Genomic DNA, 15129 nt, shown 5'->3' with positions numbered 1-15129 from the left:
GTGCCTCACTCTCAGTCGTGGTGCGGGCGGCCGGCGAGGGAGGATCAGACGGGTACGGCGAGCCCTCGCCGAACCGTCTCCGCGACGTCCTCCAGCCGCCAGGTCAGGTAGAAGTGGTCTCCGGGCAGGACGGTGAGCCGGAAGGGGCCGGTGGTGTGCTCCCGCCATCGGTCGGCCTGGGCCACCGTCACCCGCGGGTCGCGGTCACCGACCAGCGCCGTGATCGGGCAGCGGACCCGGGCGCCGGGCTCTGGCAGGTAGGCGCGCAGCGCCCGGTAGTCTCCGCGCAGCGCGGGCAGCACGAGTTCGCGCAGGTCGTCGCTCTCCAGCACCTGCCGGGAGGTGCCGCCGAGGAACAGCACCTCCTCCAGCAGGGACCGGTCGTCCCGCAGGATCGCCGGGTCCACCCGGGTGAGGGCGGGGGCCCGCCCTCCGGAGACGAACAGCCGCTCCGGGGGCGTGCCGAGACCCCGCTCGGCCAGCAGCGCCGTCTCGAAGGCCACCAGGGAGCCCATGCTGTGCCCGAAGAAGGCGGTGCGGGGGCCGTCCGGCTCCCCGGCGATCACCTCGGCCACCCGGCGGGCCAGTGCGCGCACGTCCTCCACGGCGGGCTCGTGCCGCCGGTCCAGGCGTCCTGGGTACTGCACGGCGAGCACGCGCACCGCCGGGGCCAGGGCCCGCGCGAGCGGGACGAAGAAGCCCGCCGAGCCTCCGGCGTGCGGGAACGCCACCAGGCATGGGGCGCCCGGCGCGGCGGGGGCGTACTCGCGCAGCCAGTCGCCCCGGATCCGCCCGGCGGCGGCGGTCACCGGCCCGCTCCCGCGCGGGCGGCCTCCAGTGTCGCGGTCAGCGCCGCGACCACCTCAGGATCGGCGTCGGGCCGCATCCGCTGCACGGCGAGCAGGCTCCAGACCCGGGTCTCGGCGAGGTGGGAGGGGGCGCCGTGCACGTCGTCGTGCTCGACCAGTCGCAGGTCCCGTACGTGCCGCTTCAGGCGTCCGACGTCGCCGGGCGGGATGATCTCGTCGCGCCTGGCGGTCACCGCGGCGAGCGGCACGGTGAGCGCGGCCAGGTCGGCGTCGCGGAGCGCCCAGTCGCGCACGTGGGTGAACACCGCCTCCGGCGGCACTCCGGTGAGGTGTGCGAGCGTGTCACGGGTGATCTTCGGCACCCGGGCCTGCCAGCCGGCGTCGGTGAAGAAGTCGTGGATCGGCGGGCCGTTGCCGACCACGCCGCGCACCCGCGGGTCGCGCAGCGCGGCGGTGATCGCCGCGTGGCCGCTGAAGCTCAGCGCGAGCAGGTACGTCTCGCTCACCCGGGCCCGGCCCTCCAGCGCGTCGAGGATCGCCGGGAACAGGGTCCAGGCGTCGGGGCCGTACCGGAGCGGGCTCTCGCCGACGCCGGGCAGGTCGGCCACGACGCCGGCCATGCCGAAGGACGCGATCTGCGGCAGCGCCGCGGCCCACTGCTCCTTGGGGCTCACGATGCCGCCGGTCAGCACGAGCAGCGGCCGGGGCCGCTCGGCCGACAGCCCCGCGGCCCACACCCGCACCGGCACACCGCCGGCCTCCACGACGACCGGTTCCAGGCCCGGCACGCTTCGCCGCCACCGGTCGAACGCGTCCAGGCCGCGGGCGAGCGCCCGCTTGCGGCCCGGACCGTCGACGTACGGGAACCTGCCCATCGTGTAGTACTGGGCGGCGAGGGCCGTCTGTCCCGCCGCGTCCCACTCGTCGCCCGCGCGGATCCACTCGTACGGCCAGGAGCCCGGCTCGTCGCCCGCGTCCGTGGTGACGCGGTCCAGCAGGGCCGCGTAGTGGTCGGCGGGCAGGCCCTGCGAGATCGCGTGCGCCACGACGAACCGCTTGAGTTCGGTCAGGTCGTTCATTCCTCGTACGCCTCCAGCGCGTCTTTGATCTCGGTGAGCACGTCGGCGGCCTCCGCACCGTCGATGACGCGATGGTCGAAGGCCAGCGACAGGCGCATGACCGGCGCGATCACCACGGCCCCTCCTCTGGCCACCGGGCGGTCGGCGATCCGGCCCACCCCGAGGGTGATCGTGGTCCCGCCGACCGAGTGGAAGCCGTCGACCGCCCGGTGGCCGAGCGAGGTGACGCTGAACGTGCCGGTGATCGCGGGTCGGCGGTCGAGCAGCCCGGCCGCCTCGCGGAACCGGTCGAGCGCCTCCCGCCAGGGCAGCCGCCGCAACGCGCGGATGCCGGCGAACTCCTCGGCGGTGCCTGGGTCGGCCGCCGCCGCCCGGTCCAGGTGGGCCTGAACGTCGGCGAGCGACGCCGACTCCAGCCCGGGGATCACGGTCGCGAGCACGACCCGGCGGCTCTCCCACGTCTTGTCGAGGGTGACCTTGGCCGCCACGGTGTCGTAGGAGGCGACGACCGGGTCGAGCCCGCCGTGGATGGCGGCGTTGGCCTCCGGGTGCTTGGCGAGGACGCCGGCGGCCGCGTGCACGACGTAGGAGACGACCGAGCGGCGTTCTCCCGCGCTGCGGGCCCGCTCGCGCGCCGCGACGATCGCGGTGGCGTCCACCTCCGTGTCGAGGAAGACCGGCGAGAAGTCGCGGATCTGGTCGAGGAAGAACAGGGTGTGCCTGCGCTGGGGAGGGAACGGCTGCCCGGTCATCGGTTCACCAGCTCGTAGATCGTCTCCAGGCTGGCGGCGTCGAGGAAATCGGGCAGCGACAGCGGCCTGCCGACCTGTTTCTCCAGCAGCACGAGCATGGTCAGCAGGTGCAGCGAGTCCCAGCCCGGCACCTCGTCGAACGTCCGGCCCAGGTCCTCGGCGCCCACGGCGAGGCCGATCTCGTCCCGCAGCAGGTCCACGAACTCGTCCCGGCTGATCGCGGCCGTCATCACACACGCTCCAGGGCGAGACCCGACCTGATCCACTTGCTCGACTCGATCGCGACCGCGATCGCCCGCGAGGGCCGCGCCATCGCGGGCAGCAGCCGGTCGAGCTGGAAGAACAGCAGGGCGTTGCCGTTGTTGCCGGTGTCGGCGACGCAGGAGACCTCCTCGGCCGCCGGGAAGGCGAGCCTTTCGGTGATCTTGGCGGTCATCGCGACGGACAATTGCGGCGGCAGGAGGTAGCCGACCTCCGAGCGATCCCAGCCGAGGTCGTCCAGCAGTTCGTCGGCCGTCTCCTCGGCGAGCACCGGCACGTGCTCCTCGATGGCCTTGTAGTCCTCGCTGGCCGGCGCCTCGCCCCCGTCGCGGTCGGCCAGGCCGTACCAGCGCAGGGTCTGGCCGGGCGCGCGGCCGAGGCCGGACAGCCGGGTGAGCACCGACCGGAGCACCGGCGCCTCCGGATGGTCGCCCACGGCGAGTACGGCGGCGCCCGCGCCGTCGCCGAACAGCACATAGTTGACCAGTTCGTCCGGCGGCAGCGCCGTCAGGTCCGCCTTGACGTCGTAGTGCTTGGCGATCACGTCTCCGCCGATCACCAGCGCCGTGCGATAACGGCCGATGGACAGCAGCGAGGCCGCGACGTCGAAGGTCTGCACCGCCCCGGAGCAGCCGGACTGGAGCTGGAACGTCGGCACGCCGTCGATGCGGAGCCGGTCGGCGACGACGTTCACGGTGGCCGGCATCAGCGTGTCGGGAGTGGCGGTGCCGAACACCACCACGTCGACGTCCTCGGCGGACACGCCGGCCCGGGCGAGCGCCTGGGCGGCGGCCCGCTCACCGAGATCGGCCAGGCTCTCCCGCCGCTCGCCGGTGGACAGGTCGACCGCCAGATGACGCGTCCGGGTCCCGATGAACGTGTCGACCCACTGCCGCCACACCTGGTTCATGCCGAACGCCGTGGCCAGGGCCGCGGTATCGACGGGCGGGCCGGGCAGCGCCGTCCCCACCGACAGAAGTCGTACCGGTATGTCCCCCATGCGCTCCTCCAACGAGCCGCGTCCGCGCCGCCCACGCGCTGCGCGGGCCGGGCCGGGATGGTGACCCGGATCTGCTGATCACCGCTCAAACGCTAGGAGCGGTCACTAAAGCAGCCCTAAGCCCCAGATTTCGGGCACATGAGCACGACCCGGAAGCGGGAGAAGGCGGCGCGTCAGGAAGAGGGCCGTGCGACGGTCTCGCCGTTCCTCCTCCAGGGAGACGGCGTCGAGGACCCGTCGGGCAGCGGCAGGTGCGGCTCGGCATCGATGCCCACGCTCAGAGCCCGCGCCGAGACGGCCGCGCGGTATCCCGCGCGGTGCCGCTCGGCGGCGAACTCGCCGCGGCGCTTGTCCACCGCCTTGGCGCCGTACGCCGCCTCCTCCGGGTGGAGCGTCATCCCCGGCGGGTCGTCGAACACCTCCGCGCGGCCGCTCCTTCGGGCAGGATCCGCCCGCTCACGGGACCGGCAGGATCTGACGCGGGCGGCCCGGAGCGGTCTCCCGGAGCCTCCACTCGCGCGGGTATCCCACGGAGACCTCCTCGAAGCGGACGCCGTCGTGCCGGGTGCTCCTCGGGATGTGCAGGTGGCCGTACACGACCGTGGCCGCGCGGAAGCGCAGGTGCCAGTCGGCGGTGGCCTCGGTGCCGCACCAGATGGCGAACTGCGGGTACCGCAGGATCCGGGTCGGCTCGCGGACCAGGGGGTAGTGGTTGACCAGGATCGTCGGCAGGCCGTCCGGCAGGTCCCGCAGTCGCCGCTCGGTCTCCTCCAGTCGCGCGGCGCACCACGCCTGCCGGGACGGGTACGGGTCGGGGTGCAGGAACATCTCGTCGCTGCACACCACCCCGGTCTCGTACGCGAGGGCGAGCGCCTCCTCCGCGGTCCGCGCACCGGGGGTGCGGAAGGTGTAGTCATACAGGACGAACAGCGGGGCGATGACGACGGGGCCGCCGGCGCCCTCCCAGACGGGGTACGGGTCCTCGGGGGTCGTCACGCCAAGCGAGCGGCACACCTCTACCAGGCGGCGGTAGCGCGCGTCCCCGCGCAAGGTGACCGGGTCGCTGGGATGGGTCCACAACTCGTGGTTACCGGGCGCCCACACGACCCTCGCCCAGCGTTCGGACAGCAGGCGCATCGCCCACTCGAAGTGGGCCAGGGTCTCGCACACGTCGCCGGCCACCAGCAGCCAGTCATCCGGCGAGGACGGCCGCAGGCCTTCCAGGATCGCCCTGTTCTCCGAGTAGCCGATGTGGAGGTCGCTGATGGCGAAGAGCCGTCCGCTAGACAAGGGCGGCCTCCGTGGACGCCCTCTCGGGAGCGGGCGCGTGTAGGACCACCTCGGTGAGCCCGCGCACGGGAGGCGGCCCGGTGCCGATCGCCTCGCCGATCGACACCGCGCGTTCCTCCGGCAGCGCGGTCACGAGGCCGGTGCGGCTGCCGAACCGCCGGAAGACCGTCCCCTTTCCCACCCCGGCCGCGGCGGCGACCCTGTCCAGCGAGACGTGGTCCAAGCCGTGCTCGGCGATGAGTTCCTCGGCAGCCCACAGGATCGCCCGGCGGTTGCGGCCGGCATCGGCCCTCTCACGGCGCTCGCCCAATCCGTCTCCCGCCGTCGATATTCGGACTGCCGGCCCGCATATTACTCACGACATGAACCGGATCAACAGTCCCTTTTGTGGACCACTCCGACTTTCGTGGAACTTCCCTCCGTACGGATCTGAGCAACATTGCGGTCAGAGGAAGGCACCTTCTCCCGGCCGCAGCTGTGGCGGGAGATCACTGGCTCCGACATCACGAAATCCGGCTGTGGTGACTAGGCGCTGGGCGAGATCTCGCTGCGGATCTCGCGCCGCAGGAGCTTGCCGGTCTCCGAGTACGGCAGGGCGTCGCGGAACACGACCAGCTCTGGAACCCTGGACGAGCGAAGACTCGCCCGCACCCACTTCTGAAGGGTCTCCTGGCTGACGGACTCACCCTCGTGGCAGACGACCATGGCGGCGATCGCCTCGCCCCACTCCGAGTCGGGGATGCCGACGACCGCCGCCTCGCGCACGGCGGGGTGCTGCCGGAGCACGTCCTCGATCTCGCCGGGTGACATGTTCTCGCCGCCGCGGACGATCACGTCGTCGAGGCGGCCCTCGACGTAGAGGTAGCCGTCCGCGTCCAGACGGCCGGCGTCGCGCGTGCGGAACCAGCCGTCCTTGAGTGTGCTGCCGACGCCGAGGTACTCCCCCGACACCTGGGTGCCGCGCACCCAGATCTCGCCGGACTCACCCTGGGCGACGGGCTTGCCGTCAGGCCCCGCGATGAACAGCTCGATCGACGGGATCGGACGGCCGACGGACCCGAGCCGCATCCGGACGGCGGGGTCGGCGCTCGCGTTCGCCACCCGGTGATCGTCGGGCGTGAGCACGGCGATCGTGGAACTCGTCTCGGTGAGGCCGTAGGCGTTGGTGAAATCGACGTGCGGGAGCAGTTCGAGGGCGTGGGCGATGGTGGCCGTCGGCATGTGACCACCGCCGTAGGAGAGATGACGCAGCGCGGGGAGCCGCTCGCCGGTTCGCTCGAGGACCTCGATGATGCGCCCGAGCATGGTGGGCACGACCATCGCGTGGGTGGCCGACTGCTCCGCGGCGGCCTTCACCCATTCCTCGGCGTTGAACTGTTCGAGGTAGTAGATCCGGCGCCCGGCGAACGTCGAGCTGAGCACCGCCGCGACACCCGCGATGTGGTACGGAGGCACGCTGATCAGAGCGCACTCGTCCGCGTCGGCCGACAGGAAGTCCACGGTGCTGACGATGTAGGAGAAGAGGTTGTCGTGCCGGAGCACGGCCGCCTTCGGCTCGCCGGTCGTGCCACTGGTGAAGAGCAGCACGGCGATGTCCGAACCCTCCACCGGCTCGAGCCGCGGCGTCGTCTGAGCGATCAAACCGGGCACCGCGTCGCGCGGCACCACCGTCACACCGGCGATGCCCTCGACCCGCTTCACCGCGGAGGGTTCTGCGACGACGAGGCTGGGACTGGTCCGCTCGACGATCCGGCGCAGCCGGTCGTCCGCGAGGCGGTAGTTCACCGGCACGAACGGCTTGCCGGCCAGCGCCGCTCCGAACAGGAGCGCGGGCATCAGGTCGGAGTTCACGTCGACAAGGACGAACTGGTCGGCGTCGGCCCCGGCGAGCCAGTCGCCGACCTGCCCGGAGAGGGTGAGCAGGTCGGCGTACGTGGTGCCGGAGCCGGCCGGGCCGAGTGCGACGCGGTCACCGAACCCCTGCGCCGCCATCGTGAGAATGGTGATGATATTGGCCGAGTCCATGTGCTTCCCATTCAGTCCGACGAGGGAAGGCTCTTGGCCTCCATCGGCACCATCGCCTGCTCGCAGCAGTGCACCTCACCGGAACCGGCCGTGCAGCACAAGGCGACGGATCCGCAGGACGCGCAGGTGTAACGCTTACCGAGTTGCATCATGTCCGGCTCCTGGTGGCAGAGGCAGTCACGGAGGTCATCGGCTGGTCGCAGCAAGTGAACGCCTGCTGGGGGGACTTCACGACGACAATCTCTGCGCCGCAACTCCCACAACTCAACTTGGCGCCGATTCGGGGGGAATCGCTCATTGAGGCTCCCTGCGGAGTAGTAAACGGCTGTCACCTGGGGGGACAGCGCTTGCTATGGGCTTATGCCGTACGTCACGGTATAACTTACTAACCGCCCGGTCAATGCTGCTGCGCGGAGTTGCCACTTCCTCTAGTGAAGGGATGCGGGATGTCGGCCAGTAAGCAGCCCAACCCCGTCAGGTCGATGCCGCCCGTCGAGCTCCTCGCTCCCGGACTCTGGGTGATCCCACTCCCACTGCCCATCCCCGACCTGCGCTACGTCTACATCTACGCCTTCGAATCCGGCCAAGGCCCGTACCTGGTCGACGCCGGCTGGGACAACGACGAGTGCCACGCCGCCCTGGAGGCCGGGCTCGCCGCGATCGGAAGCTCGGTGAGCGAAGTGCGGGGCATCATGGTCACCCACTCGCACCCGGACCACTTCGGTCTCGCCGCCCGCATCCGCGAGGCCTCCGGCTGCTGGATCGGGATGCATCCCGCCGAAGCCGCGATGGTGACGGCCATGCGGCGGGAACCGCGCGAGGACGTCTCGACCGCGCTGCGCGTGGCCGGGGCGCCCGACGGCGACTCCCGACTGGGCCTGCCGCCACGTTATCCAGCCACCCCGGCGAGCTCGTACGCCACGGCGGACCGGCTCGTCGAGGACGGCGACCTCATCCCCGTGCCGGGGTGGGACATCCGCGCCGTCTGGACGCCCGGTCACACGCCCGGCCACCTGTGCTACCGGCTGCCCGCGCTGGACGCGCTGCTCACCGGCGACCACATACTCCCGCGGATCACCCCGCACATCGGAGTGCAGGGCTTCGAAGGCGACTCGGTCACCCGCTTCATCGAGTCGCTGAACAAGGTCGCGGACCTCAACCCGTCCGTCGCGTATCCGGCGCACGAGTACCGATTCGTCGGCGTACGCGAGCGGGCCCTCGACCTGGTCGCGCACCACAACGGCCGCTTCGCCGAGGTGCTCGCGGCTTTGGACGGGCGCTCGGCCTCCCTCTGGCAGATCGCGGAGTCGATGCCGTGGTCGATGCCGTGGCAGGAGATGGGTGCGGTGCGGGTCCGCATCGCGCTCGACGAGACCCTCGCCCACCTGAAGAGTCTCGCTCTCCATGGACTCGTCGAGGAAGTCCCCGGCGCGCGGGGTGTCTGGCGGCGGCTCCCGCCCGCGACGAGTTAGCTCCGGCCGGCCATCCCGCCGACCAGCCTGCCCTCGATCCAGGTGGCGCGGACGAGGTCGCATCGCGGGTCGACCAGGACCTCCGCCAGTGGCACGTGCAGGAGGACCAGGTCGGCGGGCGCTCCCCCGCGGACGGTGCGGGCCGCGCCACCCGGCCGGTCCACCGGGGACAGGTAGCCGTCCAGCGCACGGCCGACGGTCACGCGCTCGGCGGCGGTGACGACGTCCCCCTCGATCGTCTCGCGCGTCGAAGCGCTCTTGATCACCCGCCACGGGTCGAGCTCGCCGTACGGCGCGTCGCTCGACGCGCAGACGGGCACGCCCGCGGCCTGGAGGCCTGCGTAGGGGTAGAGGTGCCCCCGGTCAACGGGATCCACGTTCCGCAGGTAGCCGTCCCCGCGGGTCCGGAGGAAGTCGGGCTGCGTGATCACGCGTACGCCGAGCCGCGCCATCCACTCCCCCACTCCCGGCGGCACCACCGAGGCGTGCTCGATCCGGTCGCCGGGCCGGGCGCCGACCTCCTGGAGCGCGTTGAGCGTGAGCAGCAACGACTCGGCGGTCACGCAGTGGACCGCGACCGGGCGATCGCGTTCGCGAGCGGCCGAGATCAGTTGCTTGAGGTCGTCCAGCGAAGGCAGGTCGTGGTCGCGGAGATGCAGCTTGACGGGAGCCCCCGGAGTGCGGCCCATCAGCGTGACACGCTGGGGCAGCCGGTCGATGAGTGCGGCTGCCGCCGCGTCCAGTTCCGGAGTCGCGTCGGTGACGCCCGTGATGCCGTAGGACGCCAGTCTCCGGCCGACTGCGGCGATCTCCTCCGGGGTGACGCGGTTGTCGTCCGGTAGTGCCTGACGCAGGCGCGCGTCGTACCGCCACAGCCTTCCCGTGGGCTCGCCGCCCACGCGCTCGACGTCACCGGACTCACCGCCCGTTCCGTCGAGACCGACGATCCGCAGGGCGGCGGAGTTGAGCACCCAGAGCGCTCCGCTGCGGTGCTGCACCCTGACCGGCCGGTCGGGCACCCAGGCGTCCAGGACGTACCGGTCGAGACTGCCGAGCGCATCCTCGTCGTAGCCGGTGCCGCGGATCCAGCCGGTGCCGTCCGCGTCGCGGAGTGCGGCCAGGCCCTTGTCACCACCGAGGTCGACGCTCCGGCTTCGCGCCGCGATCGCGAGCACGTGCAGATGGTGGTCGTGCAGCCCAGGCATCAGCACCCCGCCGGCCCCGTCGATCACCTCGTCCCGCGCCGCCGGCCTGATCGTCGAGGGCTCGCCCAGCGTCGCGATCCGCTCTCCGTCGAGGAGGACGTCCACCCGGCGGCCCGCGACCTCGGCATCGCGGATAAGCGTCCTCACGACCGTACGCCCTCGCCAGGCTCGCGCACCGGGAAGGCGTCGGTCGCGGTCTCGACCCACCACCCCTCGCCGCGCCGCACCACACGGTGCGGCGGGTGAGCGGACCAGCCGTCGAGCGACTCACGGGCGACGTCGAGCATCGAGACGTCGATGAGGCACGCGTGCTCGCCGGCGAGTACGTCGGTGGCCGCCAGTGCCGCGGTAACGCCGGTGAGCGGGTCTGCGAGGGCGTCCGCCGCGGGCAGGAGCCCGTCCGCGTCCTCGACGACCACACCCGCGCTCGCCGCGACGTCGTCACCGAAGCCCACCGCGTTCGACTGCCGCCCGCGTGCGGTGATGGACAGCCACGACGTCCCCGCCGCGACCGCCTCCTCGGCCAGCACGCCGAGGTGCCGCAGCGCCCGCGGCCGCGACGCCTCCAGCACGAGATCCGCCCGTGCGATCAGTTCGCGGAGTGTTCCGAGCTCCGCGCGGAAGTCCAGCGTCACCCGCTCGTGCCCGGCGCGCAGCCGGTCGTAGAACGCGGGCGTCACGCGCCGGCCGGCGTCGGGGCGAGCATGGCTCTCGACGTGCACCACGTGTGCTCCGCGCAGTCCCAGCAGCCGTGCGCACAGCGGCCCGGCCCAGAGGCTGGTGAGGTCGACGATCAGTGGGTTCGCCCGCGGCGAGCGCCGCCCGAGCGTCGTCAGCCGCACCCCTGGACGCCGAGGGACGGGCGAGGGCACCGCGCCACCCGGGAGCCCGAGAAGCGTCATCCGGTCGTCGGCGGCCCGAGCCGTCGTTCCCAGCGCCCACGCGCGCAAGGTGGCCCACAGGTCGTCTCCGGGCGACGGCGTCTCTACCGGCGCCTCGACCAGGGCAGGGATGAGCTCGATGTCGCTGCTCCTGGCCAGACTCAGACCGATCCAGCCGTCGGCGGCCCGCAACAGGCGGAACTTGCCGCCCGGCGACCAGGGACCGTTGCGGCGGAAACCGGTGAGGGCCGCACGCTCGGCGAGGAGAGGGGGCAGATCGAGGCGCAGCCGCTCAAGCCCGCGCCGTACGATCGTGGCGGCACGGCCGGGAGGAGCGAGGGGATGTCCGCCGGGTCGTCCGGTGAGTGCCATCGCCCCGGAGTCCGCCCAGTCCCGCAGCGCCTCGAGGTCACTTTCCGGCATCCACCAATCCCCAGTCGATCGCGGTGGCGACGTCGATCGGCGTGCCCGTCAGCGCGAGGTACGCCATGCGCCACGGCCCGATCCTGCGGGTGATGCTCACCGTCCCGCCCGCCCCGGGGATCAGCCCCATCGACAGCTCGGGGAGCCGGAACGAGGCGTCGTCCGCGGCCTCGACCCGGCCGGCGAAGGCGGGGACCTCGATGCCCGCGCCGATGCACGGACCGTGCAGGACGGCGCGTACGCGGTCCCGGATGACGTGCACGGCCCGGCCCGCGTTCCGTGCCGTCCGCAGGATGTGCGCGGTCGCCGGATCCGCGAAGGTGCCGAACTCGTCGAGATCGCCACCGGAGCAGAACGCGGGGCCCGCGCCGCGGAGCACGACCTGCTCGACCGAAGGGTCGAGCGCCGCGAGCTCAAGGGCGTCGATGAGACGGTCCCGCATCTCGCGTCCGAAGGCGTTTCTGCGCTCCGGACGGTTGAGCGTGATCGTCAGGACGCCGGCGTCGCGGGCGAGTCCGACGACGTCACCCGAAGGCTTGACCTCGCGCCGGGGGCGCGAGCCCAGCCACGCCGCGAACTCCGGTCCCGACTGCAGCGTCGAGAAGGCGAGCGACTCCATCTGCAGACCGTCGCGCACGGGAATCCGCGCGGTGGACCTCAGCAGCATGGCCAGGGTCACACTCGCCCTCGGCACCGCGACGACGGTGGCTGCGACCGCCGCCACGGCCGTCTCCACCTCGGGCACCGCGACCCACGACCGTCCCGGTCCTCCCGGCGCGAACGTCAGCGTGAGGTGCTCGAGAAGGTCGGCCGCCGCCGCTGGAAGCGCGGTGTCGGACACTCCGATCACGACCACGCTCGGCTCGGTGAGCGCCCGCACGGCCGCGCTCATGATCGAGGTATCGGACCAATCGGTGGCGCCCAGGTCAACGACCAAAACCGGCGGCGAGGACTCCTCTCCGGTGACGCCCGCGGCCCCGTCGGCCAGGTCACGCACAGCAAGCCACTTGTCCATCGAACGCTCCTCGGCGAACCATCCCACACGCTATTGCCAATCGCTGACGCCAGCAAGGGCTCGAAGTAGCAGGCAGACGCCCGTCGGACCGGGAGCCCGGCACGCCGGCCGAGCCGCCGTGACGCTGCCGCCATCGTCCGGCGGAGCCCTGTACGAACTGCTGATCATGGGCCCTGGTCACGGTTGCGAAAGGTAGCGGTTAGTTATTGACCGGCCGGTTAGTACGTGTCCATAATCACAGCCACCGACCGAGTCGGTCAACGTGATGGACGAGGAGACGTTGGTATGCAGGTCCGCAAATTTCGAGGCCAGAGCCGTCGGTTCGCACTTACGGTGTCCGCGCTTCTCAGTGCAACCTTAATCAGTGGATGCGTTTCTAGCGCCTCGGAACCGGACGCCGCGCGCCCTGCCGATGCCTCCAGTGAGGGCAAGCCCGTAAGCGGAGGAATCTTCCGGCACGCGTCAGTCGGCGTCCAGTCGAACTACGACCCGCTGAAGCGCGGCGCCCTCGACTCTTCGATGGTCGCGATTTACGACAGCCTGACGCGCTTCAACGACCAGGGCACCGTCGAACCGTACCTCGCCGAGTCGCTGGAGAGCACCGACGCCAAGACGTGGACCCTCAAGCTGCGCCCGAACGTCAAGTTCCATGACGGCACCGCGTTCGACGCCGAGGCCGTGGTCTTCAACATCGAGCGCCACCTGGACCCGGACAACGCGTCGTCGGCCCGCTCATTCGTGACGGACATCGAAAAAGTCGAGGCGAAAGACCCGCTGACCGTGGTCTTCACGCTCGCCTCCCCGATCGCCTCATTCCCCGCGAATCTTACTACCGCGGCAGGCGCGATCGCCTCGCCGACGGCGATCAAGGCCGCCGGTGAGGACTACGGCCGGACGTCCGCCGTCGGCGCCGGTGCGTTCAAGTTCGACAAGTGGGTTCCCAACCAGGTCACCGTCATGAAGAAGAACCCCGACTACTGGCAGCAGGGCCTCCCGTATCTCGACGAGTTCCACGAGATCCCGATGAGCGACACCCAGTCGCGGTTCGCCGCCTTCCAGGGCAAGAACATCGAATCGGCGTGGTTCCAGGAGCCCAACCAGATCAAGTGGGCCCGGGAAAATCCGACGCTGGCGACGCTGCACGAACCGAAGGGCGGCGTGGGCGGAACCGGCCTGATCTTCAATCTGGAGAAGCCTCCGTTCGACGACGTCCGGGTCCGGCGGGCGGCCGCGCTCGCCGTGAACACCGACGCGCTCGACCAGGCGCTCTTCCAGGGCGGCATGCCCCACATCAAGGGGCCGTTCCGTGAAGGCTCGTTCTGGTACACCGGCAAGGCGCAGTGGCCGGGCTACGACCAGGAAGAGGCGAAGAAGCTCGTGGCCGAGGTCGAGGCTGAGAAGGGACCGCTGTCCTTCACGCTCGGCTGCCACAACGCCCCCGACCGCCGACGCTACATCGAGCTCATCCAGAACATGCTGTCTCAGGTCGGCATGGACGTGAAGCTCGACACGCCCGACGTCGCCCAGTACGTCGCAGCGGTCTTCGCCAAGGACTACCAGATCGGCTGCTGGCCGAGGAACAGCACGGACCCCGACCTGATCCTGTTCCCCACCTTCACCTGCAAGGGCCCGACGACGTCGAACTCCTTCGGCTACTGCAACCCGGCGGCCGACGAGGCGCTGACCCGCGGACGCCAGTCGCTCGACCCCGAGGAGCGCAAGGCCGCCTACGCCGACTTCGAGGAGGTCCTCTCCAAGGACCTGCCGATGGTCTTCCACTGGGCAGACAACTTCTCGATCATCACCCAGCCGAACGTCAAGGGCTACACCGCCACCAGCCCCGCCGACTGGAGCCCTGCCTACCTGTGGATTGAGAAGTGAAGTCAACGACCAAGACTGTGGAGGGGACGCGCCCCGCGGCGCGTCCGCCCCACAGGGCGCGCTGGATTGCGAGGGTAAGAGCGTTCGCCCTCAAGCTGGCTACGGCGTTGGGGACGCTGTTCGTCGTCTCCCTCGCCGTCTACTCGCTCCAGGAGCTGCTGCCGGGCGACCCCGCGGTCGCGATTCTGGGCGAGCAGGCGACCCCCGAGACGATCGCGGCGGTCCGTGCCGACCTGCGGCTGGACGACTCGTTCCTGGTCCGTTACGGCGCCTGGCTCGGCGACGCCCTCCTGCTCGACCTGGGCACCTCCTACCGGAGCGGGGCGCCGGTGATGGAGACGATTCTGGACCGGCTGCCCGTCACATTCGAACTGATGGTGCTGGCTCAGCTGATGGCCCTCGCGGTCGCGATCCCGCTGGGCACGCTCGCGGCGTACCGGGCCAAGACGGTGTTCGACCGGTTCACCACCGGCAGCGCCTTCGCGATGATCTCGGTGCCCGAGTTCGTGCTCGGTCTGGTGCTGATCTACTACCTGACGCTCGGCCTTGGCTGGTTCCCGACGACGGGGTGGGTCGCGTTCGGCGAGTCTCCCCTGGAGAACCTGCACCACGCGTTCCTGCCCGCACTGACGATGGCGATTCCGGTGGCCGCCGTCTACCAGCGACTGCTTCGCACCGACATGCTGGCGACGCTGCAGGAGGACTTCGTCACCATGGCCCAGTCCAAGGGGCTGAGCACGGGGCACATCCTCTTCCGGCACGCGCTGCGTCCTTCGTCCTTCTCATTGATCACGCTGGCCGGCGTGAACACCGGGCGGTTGCTCGGCGGCTCGGTGATCGTCGAAGTGCTCTTCGTCGTCCCCGGCATCGGCCAGCTCATGATCCAGTCGATCTTCCTGCGCGACTTCGTGATGCTCCAGGGCACGGTCATCTTCGTCGCCACTGCCTACATCGTCGTCAACGCACTTGTGGATCTCTCCTATGGCCTCATCGACCCCCGCGTCCGCCACCGGTCGGCGTAAGAGAGGAGTGCGTT

The 15129-nt window shown here is 71.0% G+C and carries 16 protein-coding genes; 3 read left to right on the top strand and 13 right to left on the bottom strand.

Going from position 1 to position 15129, the window contains the following annotated elements; translation table 11 throughout:
* Window positions 1–44 precede the first annotated feature (44 nt).
* From HHX31_RS04455 to HHX31_RS04410, 10 genes are all read right to left on the bottom strand, one after another.
* Complete coding sequence (locus tag HHX31_RS04455) at window positions 45–809, bottom strand: thioesterase II family protein (protein ID WP_169945208.1); 765 nt, start codon at window positions 807–809, stop codon at window positions 45–47.
* Window positions 806–1888: an alpha/beta hydrolase gene (locus HHX31_RS04450; RefSeq protein ID WP_169945207.1), complete on the bottom strand. Its 1083-nt coding sequence runs from the start codon at window positions 1886–1888 to the stop codon at window positions 806–808. Before HHX31_RS04450 ends, HHX31_RS04455 begins: the two co-directional genes overlap by 4 nt.
* Window positions 1885–2640 carry a 2-oxo acid dehydrogenase subunit E2 gene (locus HHX31_RS04445; protein WP_169945205.1) on the bottom strand — a complete coding sequence of 252 codons (756 nt, stop codon included), beginning with the start codon at window positions 2638–2640 and terminating at the stop codon, window positions 1885–1887. Before HHX31_RS04445 ends, HHX31_RS04450 begins: the two co-directional genes overlap by 4 nt.
* Window positions 2637–2870 carry a phosphopantetheine-binding protein gene (locus HHX31_RS04440; protein ID WP_169945203.1) on the bottom strand — a complete coding sequence of 78 codons (234 nt, stop codon included), beginning with the start codon at window positions 2868–2870 and terminating at the stop codon, window positions 2637–2639. Before HHX31_RS04440 ends, HHX31_RS04445 begins: the two co-directional genes overlap by 4 nt.
* Window positions 2870–3901 (bottom strand): 3-oxoacyl-ACP synthase III family protein, encoded by a 1032-nt coding sequence (locus HHX31_RS04435; protein ID WP_169945201.1) that lies wholly within the window; start codon window positions 3899–3901, stop codon window positions 2870–2872. Before HHX31_RS04435 ends, HHX31_RS04440 begins: the two co-directional genes overlap by 1 nt.
* Window positions 3902–4074: 173 nt before the next feature.
* Entirely contained in the window at window positions 4075–4320 is a 246-nt protein-coding gene (locus tag HHX31_RS04430; protein WP_211589189.1) for a hypothetical protein, read from the bottom strand.
* Between the two features lie 37 nt (window positions 4321–4357).
* On the bottom strand, window positions 4358–5191 hold the full coding sequence (locus HHX31_RS04425; protein ID WP_169945199.1) for a metallophosphoesterase: 834 nt from the start codon (window positions 5189–5191) through the stop codon (window positions 4358–4360).
* Complete coding sequence (locus HHX31_RS04420) at window positions 5184–5501, bottom strand: TetR/AcrR family transcriptional regulator (protein WP_169945197.1); 318 nt, start codon at window positions 5499–5501, stop codon at window positions 5184–5186. Before HHX31_RS04420 ends, HHX31_RS04425 begins: the two co-directional genes overlap by 8 nt.
* A 215-nt stretch (window positions 5502–5716) precedes the next feature.
* Complete coding sequence (locus tag HHX31_RS04415) at window positions 5717–7216, bottom strand: class I adenylate-forming enzyme family protein (RefSeq protein WP_169945194.1); 1500 nt, start codon at window positions 7214–7216, stop codon at window positions 5717–5719.
* Window positions 7217–7227: 11 nt separating this feature from the next.
* A complete protein-coding gene (locus HHX31_RS04410) occupies window positions 7228–7368 on the bottom strand; it encodes a hypothetical protein (RefSeq protein WP_169945192.1) in 141 nt (46 codons plus the stop codon).
* A 294-nt stretch (window positions 7369–7662) separates the two neighbouring features.
* Between HHX31_RS04410 and HHX31_RS04405 the strand changes: the two genes are divergently transcribed.
* Window positions 7663–8688 carry an MBL fold metallo-hydrolase gene (locus HHX31_RS04405; RefSeq protein ID WP_169945190.1) on the top strand — a complete coding sequence of 342 codons (1026 nt, stop codon included), beginning with the start codon at window positions 7663–7665 and terminating at the stop codon, window positions 8686–8688.
* On the opposite strand, the gene HHX31_RS04400 is transcribed toward HHX31_RS04405, so the two are convergent.
* The 3 genes from HHX31_RS04400 to HHX31_RS04390 are packed head-to-tail and all read right to left on the bottom strand — an operon-like array spanning window position 8685 to window position 12212.
* The gene (locus tag HHX31_RS04400) at window positions 8685–10040 is read right to left on the bottom strand and encodes an amidohydrolase family protein (protein ID WP_169945188.1); all 1356 of its coding nucleotides are present in this window, start codon (window positions 10038–10040) and stop codon (window positions 8685–8687) included. The two genes, HHX31_RS04405 and HHX31_RS04400, sit on opposite strands and share 4 nt — an antisense overlap.
* Complete coding sequence (locus tag HHX31_RS04395; RefSeq protein WP_169945186.1) at window positions 10037–11197, bottom strand: CoA transferase; 1161 nt, start codon at window positions 11195–11197, stop codon at window positions 10037–10039. Before HHX31_RS04395 ends, HHX31_RS04400 begins: the two co-directional genes overlap by 4 nt.
* Window positions 11184–12212 (bottom strand): enoyl-CoA hydratase/isomerase family protein, encoded by a 1029-nt coding sequence (locus HHX31_RS04390; protein WP_169945184.1) that lies wholly within the window; start codon window positions 12210–12212, stop codon window positions 11184–11186. Before HHX31_RS04390 ends, HHX31_RS04395 begins: the two co-directional genes overlap by 14 nt.
* Before the next feature lie 285 nt (window positions 12213–12497).
* On the opposite strand from HHX31_RS04390, the gene HHX31_RS04385 reads away from it, so the two are divergent.
* Together HHX31_RS04385 and HHX31_RS04380 are read left to right on the top strand one after the other, a co-directional pair.
* The gene (locus tag HHX31_RS04385) at window positions 12498–14093 is read left to right on the top strand and encodes an ABC transporter substrate-binding protein (RefSeq protein WP_169945183.1); all 1596 of its coding nucleotides are present in this window, start codon (window positions 12498–12500) and stop codon (window positions 14091–14093) included.
* 107 nt (window positions 14094–14200) lie between these two features.
* The gene (locus tag HHX31_RS04380; protein ID WP_211589188.1) at window positions 14201–15115 is read left to right on the top strand and encodes an ABC transporter permease; all 915 of its coding nucleotides are present in this window, start codon (window positions 14201–14203) and stop codon (window positions 15113–15115) included.
* The last annotated feature ends 14 nt before the right edge of the window (window positions 15116–15129 follow it).

The organism is Microbispora sp. H11081 (genome assembly GCF_012999535.1).
Taxonomy (GTDB): Bacteria; Actinomycetota; Actinomycetes; order Streptosporangiales; family Streptosporangiaceae; genus Microbispora.
The sequence above is the reverse complement of the archived record's forward strand: the minus strand, read 5'-3'. Positions and strand labels throughout refer to the sequence as shown.

Bases quoted from the DNA above. Each gene is read 5' to 3' on its own strand.
- HHX31_RS04450 (WP_169945207.1), bottom strand. From the start codon at position 1,888: ATGAACGACCTGACCGAACTCAAGCGGTTCGTCGTGGCGCACGCGATC.
- HHX31_RS04445 (WP_169945205.1), bottom strand. From the start codon at position 2,640: ATGACCGGGCAGCCGTTCCCTCCCCAGCGCAGGCACACCCTGTTCTTC.
- HHX31_RS04440 (WP_169945203.1), bottom strand. From the start codon at position 2,870: ATGACGGCCGCGATCAGCCGGGACGAGTTCGTGGACCTGCTGCGGGAC.
- HHX31_RS04435 (WP_169945201.1), bottom strand. From the start codon at position 3,901: ATGGGGGACATACCGGTACGACTTCTGTCGGTGGGGACGGCGCTGCCC.
- HHX31_RS04415 (WP_169945194.1), bottom strand. From the start codon at position 7,216: ATGGACTCGGCCAATATCATCACCATTCTCACGATGGCGGCGCAGGGG.
- HHX31_RS04410 (WP_169945192.1), bottom strand. From the start codon at position 7,368: ATGATGCAACTCGGTAAGCGTTACACCTGCGCGTCCTGCGGATCCGTC.
- HHX31_RS04405 (WP_169945190.1), top strand. From the start codon at position 7,663: ATGTCGGCCAGTAAGCAGCCCAACCCCGTCAGGTCGATGCCGCCCGTC.
- HHX31_RS04395 (WP_169945186.1), bottom strand. From the start codon at position 11,197: ATGCCGGAAAGTGACCTCGAGGCGCTGCGGGACTGGGCGGACTCCGGG.
- HHX31_RS04390 (WP_169945184.1), bottom strand. From the start codon at position 12,212: ATGGACAAGTGGCTTGCTGTGCGTGACCTGGCCGACGGGGCCGCGGGC.
- HHX31_RS04385 (WP_169945183.1), top strand. From the start codon at position 12,498: ATGCAGGTCCGCAAATTTCGAGGCCAGAGCCGTCGGTTCGCACTTACG.